Source organism: Nonomuraea sp. NPDC049378 (assembly GCF_055586745.1).
In genome coordinates this window covers 88,812-98,018 of sequence record NZ_JBVJHP010000029.1, presented here as the reverse complement: position 1 = coordinate 98,018, position 9,207 = coordinate 88,812, and the positions used below count along the sequence as shown (strand labels likewise).

Genomic DNA, 9,207 nt, shown 5'->3' with positions numbered 1-9,207 from the left:
GCAGCCGAACGTCCGGGCAAGCTCTTCGGCCTGGCCGGGGGTCGGGTAGAAGCGGTATTTGTAGGCCCGCTTCACGATCTGCGCCACGCGTCACATGGTACCACGCGATCAGCTAAGCATCGTGCATGTGTTCGGTATGCGGCGCTGTGCCGCGTTTCCTCCCCAGGGCTGAAGCCTGGGGTCTCCACGCTTAAGGAGATTCGATGACCACACCACCGCCCACCGGCGACCCCGAGCTCGACCGCGTCCTCGCCGACATGGCGGCCCGGACGGCCGGGTTCGAGGAGGTCACCCGCCGGCTGCAGGAGACCAGGGGACGCGGCGAGAGCGCGGGAGGGCAGGTCGCCGTCGAGGTCACGACCGCCGGGTCGCTGGCCGCGCTGCACATCGACCCCCGCGCCATGCGGCTGGGCTCGAAGGCGCTGAGCGAAGCCATCGTGGAGGCGTACCGTCTGGCCGAGGAGGACGTGACGGGCCAGTCGTTCGACATCGCGAGTACCGTCGCCGATTCCTGACGGCCGCGCTCAGGAGCAGTCGCAGCACTCGCAGCAGTCAGCGCACTCGCGCAGGTAGCAGCGCTCGTCGCACGGGCGGCCGCGCCGGCTGCTCCACCGGGGCCGCCACATCCCGCACGTCAGGAACGTCGCGACGCCGGCCGCCGACCTGCGGATCCAGCCGGGCCGCTCGTACGAGGCGGTGGCGGAGCCGAACGTGCGGGCCACCGCCCGGCGTACCTCGGTGCCGAGCAGGACGTCCACCAGGTGCCGCTCGGCCAGCTCGACGTCCCCGAGTGCCAGGGCGAGCCCGTGCGCGGCGTCGTCGCACAACCGGCGTGCCTCGGCCGCCGTGGTGGCGGTGGCGGTCAGCGGGTTGAACGCTCCGCGCGCCTGGTCGTCGCGCTGGTCCTCGGCCGCGTCCAGCAGGTGCGCGAGCCGGCCGAAGAACCGGCCCGCCTCCGCGAGGGCGGGGGCGTTGCCCGGCCGCCCGGCGAGCACGGCCGTGTGCGCGAACGCCGCCGCGACGGCGTCCTCCGCGGGTGCGGTGAGATCGAGCACGCTCAACCCGGGCGCGGGACCGGCGCCGCGGTGGTCCGGCCCGGTGGTGTCCGGCCCGGTGGTGTCCGGGGCGGTGGCCAGGCGTTCCAGGCCGAGCTGGCGGTCCACGGTCGCGGCCAGCACGGCGGTGTCGAAGCCGACCCCGGCGCCCAGCCGCGCGCCGCCCGCCTCCCAGCGGGCGGCCAGCCGGCGGCGGGCGGCTGCGGTGCCGAAGGCGGCGTCCCCGTCGGCCACATGGTCGCGCAGCCTGCCCGCGGCGAGCACGAGCGAGACCGAGGCCGCCAGCCGCGCGCCGCGCGCCCGCGCGTCCACCACCTCGGCCGCGCGGAATCCCCGCAACGCGCACGGCCCGGCCGTGCGGCGCGGCGCGCCCTCCTGGAGCTGGGCCTCGGTGAGCACCGAGAGGAGCAGCGTGTCGTAGTTGGTGGTCAGCCGTGCCGATTGCCCGGGCCCGTCCCGCAACGTCAGGCACAACCCGCACAGGTGCGCCCGCCACGCGGCACGCAACGACGGGCACCCATGGTCACCGCAGGGGCGGATGATTCCGAACACACGACCTCACAGACGTTCAGGCACGATCAAAGGGAACAGGGTAGGGCCCGAGGCTTTCAACCGGCCTGCATGGTCATGACTGGTTTACGGCTTTCCTCCATCGAGGTCGGCGGATCGCCCCCATGGTGGCCGCAGCGGTGGCCGCCTAGCGTGAGGCGGCGTGATCAGCCTCAAGAACCTGAGCAAACGGTACGGCGACCGGCTCGCGGTCGACGACCTGTCGCTGGACCTGAAACCGGGCGCGGTGACCGGCTTCCTGGGCCCCAACGGCGCCGGCAAATCGACCACCATGCGCCTGGTCCTCGGCCTCGACCGGCCCACCACCGGCACGGCGCTGATCGGCGGCGTCCCCTACCAGAAGATCAGGAACCCGCTGCGCACGGTCGGCGCGCTGCTCGACGCGCGCGCCCTGCACCCGGGGCGCAGCGGTCACGCGCACCTGACGGCGCTGGCGCGCGCCAACGGCATCGCGCGGCGGCGGGTCGCGGAGGTGCTGGAGGCGGTCGGCATGGCGGGCGCGGCGCGCAGGCCCGCGGGAGCGCTGTCGCTGGGCATGAGCCAGCGGCTCGGCATCGCGGCGGCACTGCTCGGGGATCCCGAGGTGCTGATGTTCGACGAGCCCGTCAACGGGCTCGACCCGGACGGCGTGCGGTGGGTGCGCGGGCTCATGCGGTCGCTGGCCGGCGAGGGGCGCACGGTGTTCGTCTCCAGCCATCTGATGAGCGAGATGCAGCTCACCGCGGACCACCTCGTGGTGATCGGCAAGGGCCGGCTCATCATGGACGCGCCGCTGGCCGACGTCATCGCGGGCAGCTCCCTCACGGCCGTGCTCGTACGCACGCCGCACGCGGGAGACCTGGCCGCACGCCTGCGTGCCGCCGGGATCGCGGTGGACCGGCTCGGCGAGAACGAACTGGAGGCCACCGGCGCCGCCGTCGAGCGGGTCGGCGACCTGGCTTATGAGGCCGGCATCCGCCTGCACGAGCTGCGCACCCGAGAGGCGTCGCTGGAGCAGGCCTACCAGGAGCTGACGTCGCAGAGCGTCGAGTACGGCGCGGGGAGGGCCGGGGCATGAGCACGCTGTGGCAGGCCGTCGGGGCCGAGTGGGGCAAGTTGTGGTCGGTGCGGTCCACGTGGTGGTGCCTGGCCGGCGCGCTGGCGCTCATGGTGCTGAGCGCGATCACGCTGGGGGGCGCGACGGCCACCGAGGCGCTGCGCGAGGGCGGCGCGGGCGTGCGGATGACGGCCGGCGAGCCGGTGGTGTCGGCGACGTCGTTCGTCCAGTTCGCGATGGTGGCGGCGGCGATGCTGGTGATCACGTCGGAGTACGCCTCGGGAAGCATCCGGGTCACGTTGCAGGCCACTCCCGCCCGCGGCGTGGTGCTGGCCGCCAAGGCGCTGGTCGTGGGGCCCGTGATGTTCGCGGCCGGGGTGGTGTCCGGTGCCGTGGCGGCGGCGTCCGTTCACGTGGTGTTGTCGGCGGACGTGTTCGGGGGCCTGGTCGTGGCGCCGATCGGCGAGGTCGTGCCCGACCTGCTCGGAGCGGGGGCGTACCTGGCGCTCGTGTCGGTGATGACCGTGGGAGCGGGGGCCGTGATGCGCAGCGCGGCCGGCACGCTGACCGTGGTGTTCATGCTGCTCATGGGCCTGCCGCTGCTCCTGCTGATGACCGGCGCTCCGGTGGCCCTGGACGCCTCCATGCGCCTTCCGACGTTCGCCGGGCTGGCCTTCATGGGCAGCACGGACAACCTGACCGGCGGGCCGATCCCGTACTCCGCGGGGGAGGGGCTGGCCTGGCTGCTCGCCTGGACGGCGGTGGCGCTGGCGGCCGGATATGCCGTGCTGCGCCGCCGTGACGCCTAGACTCGCGCCCGTGCCGGGAACCGTGGTCGTTCGTTCGCTGGCCGGGGTCCTCCTGGGGATGGTCCTCGGCCTCGCCGAGCTGGCGTTCCTCGTGGTGGCGTGGCCCGCGGCCCTGATCCCGGCGGCCCGGCCGCTCGCGGCGCGGGGGCGGGACCGGCTGGTGGCCGCCGATCGGGCCAGGCTGTCCCGGTGGCTCGGCCACGAGACGGCCCGGCCGGACGGCGGCTACGCGTTCCTCGCCGCCCGCGCCGCGCTGGGCGTCCTGAGCGGCTACGCCTGCGCGGCGATCCTGTTCGTCGGCGGGCTGCTGCTGGCCGGCGGGATGTGGGAGCTGATCGCGGGCGGGTCGGAGACGGTGCCGCTCAACCTGCCCGGCGTGCGGCTCGTCACCAGCGGCTGGACGCTGGGGCTGACCGGCGGGACCGTGCTGCTGGCGGTGACCGCCCTGCTCGTGGTGGGGGTCGCGGCGCTGGAACGGCGGCTGGCCGCCCGCTTCCTCGGCCCGGGAGGCGAGGAGCTGATGCGCAGGCGGATCGCCGAGCTGACCGCCACCCGCTCGGGCATCGTCAGGGCCGTCGACGACGAGCGGCGCAGGATCGAGCGCGACCTGCACGACGGCGTGCAGCAGCGAGGCGTGGCCCTGGCCATGCTGCTCGGCCGCGCCCGGCACACGCGCGACCACGACAGGACCGCCGAGCTGGTCGGCCAGGCCTACACCGAGTCGCGCCGCCTGCTGGACGAGCTGCGCAGCGTCGCCTGGCGGATCTACCCGACCGCCCTCGACGAACTGGGGCTGCGGGCCGCGCTGGCGGGCGTCGCCGAACGGTCGAGCGTGCCGGTGACCGTGCACTACGGGCTGGCCGGGCGGCCCGTCTCCGAGGTGGAGACCGCGCTCTACTTCGTGGCCCGCGAGGCGATCACGAACGCGATCAAGCACGCCGGCGCCCGTGACATCCTGGTGGTGCTGGACGAGGACGATCAGGTGGTGAGCGTGGCGATCTCAGACGACGGCGAGGGCGGCGCCGACCCCTCGGGCGGCGGACTGTCCGGTCTGGCCCGGCGGGTCATGGCCCTCGACGGCGCGTTCACCGTCGACAGCCCGCCCGGCGGCCCCACCAGGATCGCCGCGTCGCTGCCGAAGGCTCCGCCGTGCGGGTGATCCTGGCCGACGACTCCGTGCTGCTGCGCGAGGGCCTGACCCGGCTGCTCGACGACGCGGGCCACGAGGTGGTCGCCGCCGTCGGCGACGCGCCCGCGCTGCTCGACGCCGTCGAGCGCCACCGGCCCGACGTGGCGGTGGTCGACGTGCGGATGCCGCCGACGCACAAGGACGAAGGGCTGCGGGCGGCGCTGGAGATCCGCGGGCGCCTGCCCGGCGTAGGCGTCCTCGTCCTTTCGCAGTACGTCGAGCAGCACTACGCGGCGAGGCTGCTGGCCGGGCCCGCCGAGGGGCTCGGCTACCTGCTGAAGGACCGGGTCTCCGAGGTGGGCGAGTTCCTCGACTCGCTGGAGCGGGTGCGTACGGGCGGCACGGCGTTCGATCCCGAGGTGGTGCGCCAGCTGCTCGCCCGCACCACCCACGCCGACCCGGTGAGCAGGCTGAGCCCGCGTGAGGGCGAGGTGCTGCGGCACCTGGCGCAGGGCTTCGTCAACGCCGCCATCGCCGAGCGCCTGCACGTCTCGCTCAGCACCGTGGAGAAGCACGTCAACGCCATCATGGACAAGCTCGACCTCCCCCGTGACCCTGACTACAGCCGTCGCGTGCTGGCCGTCCTGCGCTACCTCGAGGGCTGACCAGCTCGGAGCACCGCGGGGACGAATGCGACAAAAGTGGTTGTTCCGGGTGGGCATCGGGCAAGGAAGTGGCCATGACCATCATGCTTTGCGACGGCCGCCCGATGCCGCGTCTCGGTCTGGGCACGTGGCCCATGAACGACGACGGAGCACATCAGGCCGTGAGACACGCCATATCGCTCGGCTACCGGCTGATCGACACCGCCGCCAGCTACGGCAACGAGACCGGCGTGGGAGCCGCCGTGGCCGAGGCGGGCGTGGCCCGCGACGACCTGTTCATCACCACGAAGCTGCGCGGATCCCACCACGGCTACGACGCCGCCATGCGCGGCTTCGAGGAGAGCCGGGCCAGGCTCGGCCTCGACTACGTCGACCTGTACCTGATCCACTGGCCGCTGCCGGGCCGCGACCTCTACGTCGACACCTGGCGCGCCTTCGTCGAGCTGCGCGAGCAGGGCCTGGCGCGCTCGATCGGCGTCTCCAACTTCACCCCCGCGCATATCGAGCGGCTGGCCGAGGCGACCGGCGTCCTGCCCGCCGTCAACCAGGTCGAGCTCCACCCCGGCCTGGCGCAGCGCGAGCTGCGCGCCTGGCACGCCGAGCGCGACATCGTCACCGAGTCGTGGAGCCCGCTCGGCCGCGGCTCCAAGCTGCTCGACGAGCCCGTCGTCGCCGACCTCGCCACCACCCACGCGCGCACCCCCGCGCAGGTCGTGCTCCGCTGGCACCTGCAGCTCGGCGCCGTGCCGATCCCCAAGTCGGCCCACCCCGAGCGCATGCGGCAGAACCTGGAGGTGTTCGACTTCAGCCTGTCGGACGCGGAGATGGCGAGGATGGCCGAGCTCGACGGCGGTGGACGGCTCGGCGGCGATCCCGACACCCACGTCGAACTCTGACCCGATGTCGCGGACGGCGGGCCCCCGATCGTCTGTCCCATGACGATCGAAGGAGACAGGACGATGGACACCGGGGAACACGACAAGGAGCGGCCATGACGGACGTCTCCCACGCCGCACTGACCCGCGTGGTGCGCGAGCACGCCGGCCGGCTGGCCGCCTCGCTGGTGACGCTGCTGGGCGACTTCTCCGCCGCCGAGGACCTGGTGCAGGACGCGGTGGAGAAGGCCCTGGTGCGCTGGCCGGAGGACGGCGTGCCGGAGCGGCCAGAGGCGTGGCTGTACACCGTGGCCCGGCGGCGCGGCCTCGACCTGCTGCGCCGCGAGAGCAACCACCGCGACAAGCTCGCCCTGCTGTGCGTGCCGGAGCCTGGCGAACCCGACGGCCGGCTCCGGCTGATCTTCACCTGCTGCCACCCCGCGCTGCCGCGGCAGGCGCAGGTCGCGCTCACGCTGCGGGTGGTGTGCGGGCTGACGACCGCGCAGATCGCCGCCGCGTTCCTGACCCGGGAGAGCACGGTGGCCCAGCGCATCACCCGCGCCAAGAGGAAGATCGCGGAGGCGGGCATCCCGTACCGCGTGCCCGCGGCGGGGGAGCGGCCGGAGCGGTTGCGCGAGGTGCTCACCGTCATCTACCTGCTGTTCAACGAGGGCTACCTGTCCAGCACGCTGGAGCGGGCCCAGGCGCGTGACCTGGTCGACGACGCCGAGTGGCTGGCCTCGCTGCTGGCCGGGCTGATGCCGGACGAGCCCGAGGCGGCCGGGCTGCTCGCCCTCATCCGGCTGCACCGGGCCCGCGGCGCGGCCAGGTTCGGCGCCGGCGGCCGGCTCGTGCTGCTGGCCGACCAGGACCGCTCACTGTGGGACCACGCCGCCATCGAGGACGCGATCCGGCTCCTGACCCGGACGGCCCGCACACATCGGCGTCCCGGGCCGTACCAGCTGCAGGCGGCCATCGCGGCCTGCCACGCCGAGGCCGCGTCATGGGCGGGCACCGACTGGCGGCAGATCGTCATGCTCTACGACATGCTGCTCTGCCTCGCCCCGTCGCCCGTGGCCCGGCTCAACCGGGCCATCGCCCTGCGGTACGTGGACGGCCCGAAGGCGGCGTTCGCCGAGCTCGAAGACCTCGGCGAGGTGCTGGGCCGCTACCCGCTCCTCCACGCCACCCGCGCCGAGCTGCTGCGCGATCTCGGCCGCAGGGCGGAGGCCCGGCGGGCCGACGAGCGCGCCCTCGCACTGACCGCCAACCCCGCCCAGCAGGCGCTGCTGGAGGAGCGGATCGCCTGGGGCTAGAACGCGGTGTGCGCCAGCCAGTGGTCGAGCAGCGCGCGGTCGCCCGCGACGTCGCGCGGCGGCACGCGCCGGGTGAACACCAGCATGAGCTCCGTCACCGGACCCGACACCACGACGTCGCCGTCGCCGCTCCCGCGGTCGCAGCGGATCCCGTCCGGCGTCCTGGTGATCACCCAGCCCTGCCCCGAGTCCGGCCGGACCACGATCGTCTCGCCCCTGCCGCGCAGCTCGGCCAGCTCGGGCTTGAACTCCACCGCGGACGGCTCCGCGAGCAGCCCCATCCCCTCGGAGATCACATCGGCCGCCAGGTCGCCGGCGACGTCGAAGGCGACGCCGGTCGTGGCCGCCGCGTCATAGTGGTGGATGACGGTGTCGCCCAGCATCCTGCGCAACCAGAACACCGGCGGCGTCGGACCCGTCATCGACCAGACCCGGGCGCCTGCGGGCGCCTCCTGGACCGCGTCGACGACCTCCTGCGCGCCGTCCGTCAGCCACCGCGCCCAGGTGTCCTGCGGGCCGGGGTCGTCGGCGGCCGGCGCGGCGACGGGCTCGGACGCGGCCAGGCGCACCAGCTCGGCCGTCCATCGGTGGGCGTGCCCGACGTGCCCGGCCAGGTCGCGCAGCCGCCACTCCGGGCACGTCGGCACCCGGGCGTCCGGCTCGCCGCCGGTGACCGCGTGGGCGAACCCCGCCGTGTGTTCCCGCAAGCCCTCCGCGAGCCGCGCGGTGTCCAGTGCCGTCATGGGTGAGAACTCCTCTCAGCAGGTGGACCGCTAGCGTAGAAACTCCAGTGGGGTGGAGGTTCAAGTGTCTGTGAGCAACGACACGCTGGGGATCGGCGACCTCGCGGCGCTGACCGGCGTACCCGTGAGGACGATCCGCTACTACTGCGACGAGGGCATCATCGAGTCGGTGCGCAGCGCCGGCGGCCACCGCAGGTTCGACGGCGCCGCGGTCGAGCGGCTCGGCATGGTCAGGCGGCTGCGCGGGCTCGGCCTGGGGCTGGCCGCCATCGCGCGCGTGCTCGCCGGCGAGCGCTCCGTGGCCGAGGCGGTCGCGGAGGAGCGCGCGGCGCTCGACGTCCAGCTCGCCGGGCTGGCCTGGCGGCGGGCCGCCCTGCGCGCCGTCGAGGAGGCGGGCCCGGCCGAGCGAGCGGCCCGGCTGGACCTGCTGGCCGCGGCCGAGCAGGGCACCGCCGCCCGCGACGAGCTGGTCGGATTCTGGCGGCGGCAGATGGTGGCGCCCATCGCCGACGAGATGTTCGCGTCGTTCGTGGCCATGGCCGTTCCCGACCCGCCCGCCCATCCGACCCCGCCCCAGGTCGTCGCGTACGCCGAGCTGGTCACCCTGGTCGCCGACCGGTCGCTGACGCGCCTCCTGCGCTCCCGGGCGCTGGAGAACGTGCAGGTGATCCACGACGAGGACGAGTTGATGTACGGCGTCGGCGAGGCGTGCACGCTGGTCGAGCCGCTCGTGATCGCGGGAGAGGCGCCGCGTCCCGGGCCCGAGCTGGACCGGTTCGTGGCGGTGCACGCCACCGTGCGGGGGGTCGGCGACACCCCGGACTTCCGGCGCGAGCTTCTGGCGAACCTGGCTCCCGACCGCGATCCGCGCTTCCGCCGCTACTGGCGGCTGGTGAGTGAGGTCAGTGACGAGAAGGCCACGCTCGGCTCGGCCCACCTGTGGCTCGCCGACGCGCTCGAGCGCGCCCTCACCGCCTGACCTGGGGCGCCCTCGCGGCCGGACCGTGCC

At 74.2% G+C, this 9,207-nt stretch carries 11 protein-coding genes; 8 read left to right on the top strand and 3 right to left on the bottom strand.

What is annotated here, in order from left to right; genetic code table 11:
* Positions 1 to 87, bottom strand: an 87-nt coding sequence (locus tag ACZ6SA_RS43205; protein ID WP_465834904.1) for a helix-turn-helix domain-containing protein, incomplete at its 3' end; no start/stop codon positions are given.
* A gap of 116 nt (positions 88 to 203) precedes the next feature.
* Here ACZ6SA_RS43205 and ACZ6SA_RS43200 point away from each other — a divergent pair.
* Entirely contained in the window at positions 204 to 515 is a 312-nt protein-coding gene (locus ACZ6SA_RS43200; protein WP_347644800.1) for a YbaB/EbfC family nucleoid-associated protein, read from the top strand.
* A gap of 9 nt (positions 516 to 524) precedes the next feature.
* Here the strand turns inward: ACZ6SA_RS43200 and ACZ6SA_RS43195 are convergent, their stop codons facing one another.
* A complete protein-coding gene (locus tag ACZ6SA_RS43195; RefSeq protein WP_465834901.1) occupies positions 525 to 1,562 on the bottom strand; it encodes a DUF5685 family protein in 1,038 nt (345 codons plus the stop codon).
* Positions 1,563 to 1,767: 205 nt separating this feature from the next.
* Here ACZ6SA_RS43195 and ACZ6SA_RS43190 point away from each other — a divergent pair, with 205 nt between their 5' ends.
* The 6 genes from ACZ6SA_RS43190 to ACZ6SA_RS43165 all read left to right on the top strand — a co-directional run bounded on the left by ACZ6SA_RS43190 (position 1,768) and on the right by ACZ6SA_RS43165 (position 7,455).
* Positions 1,768 to 2,682 (top strand): ATP-binding cassette domain-containing protein, encoded by a 915-nt coding sequence (locus ACZ6SA_RS43190; protein WP_347644802.1) that lies wholly within the window; start codon positions 1,768 to 1,770, stop codon positions 2,680 to 2,682.
* The gene (locus tag ACZ6SA_RS43185; protein WP_347644803.1) at positions 2,679 to 3,470 is read left to right on the top strand and encodes an ABC transporter permease; all 792 of its coding nucleotides are present in this window, start codon (positions 2,679 to 2,681) and stop codon (positions 3,468 to 3,470) included. The genes ACZ6SA_RS43190 and ACZ6SA_RS43185 overlap by 4 nt, the downstream gene beginning before the upstream one ends.
* A gap of 10 nt (positions 3,471 to 3,480) precedes the next feature.
* Entirely contained in the window at positions 3,481 to 4,629 is a 1,149-nt protein-coding gene (locus ACZ6SA_RS43180; RefSeq protein WP_347644804.1) for a sensor histidine kinase, read from the top strand.
* Positions 4,620 to 5,264, top strand: a complete 645-nt coding sequence (locus ACZ6SA_RS43175) for a response regulator transcription factor (RefSeq protein WP_347644805.1) — start codon at positions 4,620 to 4,622, stop codon at positions 5,262 to 5,264. Before ACZ6SA_RS43180 ends, ACZ6SA_RS43175 begins: the two co-directional genes overlap by 10 nt.
* 74 nt (positions 5,265 to 5,338) lie before the next feature.
* Complete coding sequence (locus ACZ6SA_RS43170; RefSeq protein ID WP_347644806.1) at positions 5,339 to 6,160, top strand: aldo/keto reductase; 822 nt, start codon at positions 5,339 to 5,341, stop codon at positions 6,158 to 6,160.
* Between the two features lie 95 nt (positions 6,161 to 6,255).
* The gene (locus ACZ6SA_RS43165; protein ID WP_465834897.1) at positions 6,256 to 7,455 is read left to right on the top strand and encodes an RNA polymerase sigma factor; all 1,200 of its coding nucleotides are present in this window, start codon (positions 6,256 to 6,258) and stop codon (positions 7,453 to 7,455) included.
* Here the strand turns inward: ACZ6SA_RS43165 and ACZ6SA_RS43160 are convergent.
* Complete coding sequence (locus ACZ6SA_RS43160) at positions 7,452 to 8,198, bottom strand: maleylpyruvate isomerase family mycothiol-dependent enzyme (protein ID WP_465834895.1); 747 nt, start codon at positions 8,196 to 8,198, stop codon at positions 7,452 to 7,454. The genes ACZ6SA_RS43165 and ACZ6SA_RS43160 overlap by 4 nt on opposite strands.
* Before the next feature lie 64 nt (positions 8,199 to 8,262).
* Between ACZ6SA_RS43160 and ACZ6SA_RS43155 the strand changes: the two genes are divergently transcribed.
* A complete protein-coding gene (locus ACZ6SA_RS43155; protein WP_347644809.1) occupies positions 8,263 to 9,177 on the top strand; it encodes a MerR family transcriptional regulator in 915 nt (304 codons plus the stop codon).
* Positions 9,178 to 9,207 lie beyond the last annotated feature (30 nt).

Coding starts and splice junctions, on each gene's coding strand:
- ACZ6SA_RS43165 (WP_465834897.1), top strand. CDS start 6,256: ATGACGGACGTCTCCCACGCCGCACTGACCCGCGTGGTGCGCGAGCAC.
- ACZ6SA_RS43185 (WP_347644803.1), top strand. CDS start 2,679: ATGAGCACGCTGTGGCAGGCCGTCGGGGCCGAGTGGGGCAAGTTGTGG.
- ACZ6SA_RS43170 (WP_347644806.1), top strand. CDS start 5,339: ATGACCATCATGCTTTGCGACGGCCGCCCGATGCCGCGTCTCGGTCTG.
- ACZ6SA_RS43200 (WP_347644800.1), top strand. CDS start 204: ATGACCACACCACCGCCCACCGGCGACCCCGAGCTCGACCGCGTCCTC.
- ACZ6SA_RS43160 (WP_465834895.1), bottom strand. CDS start 8,198: ATGACGGCACTGGACACCGCGCGGCTCGCGGAGGGCTTGCGGGAACAC.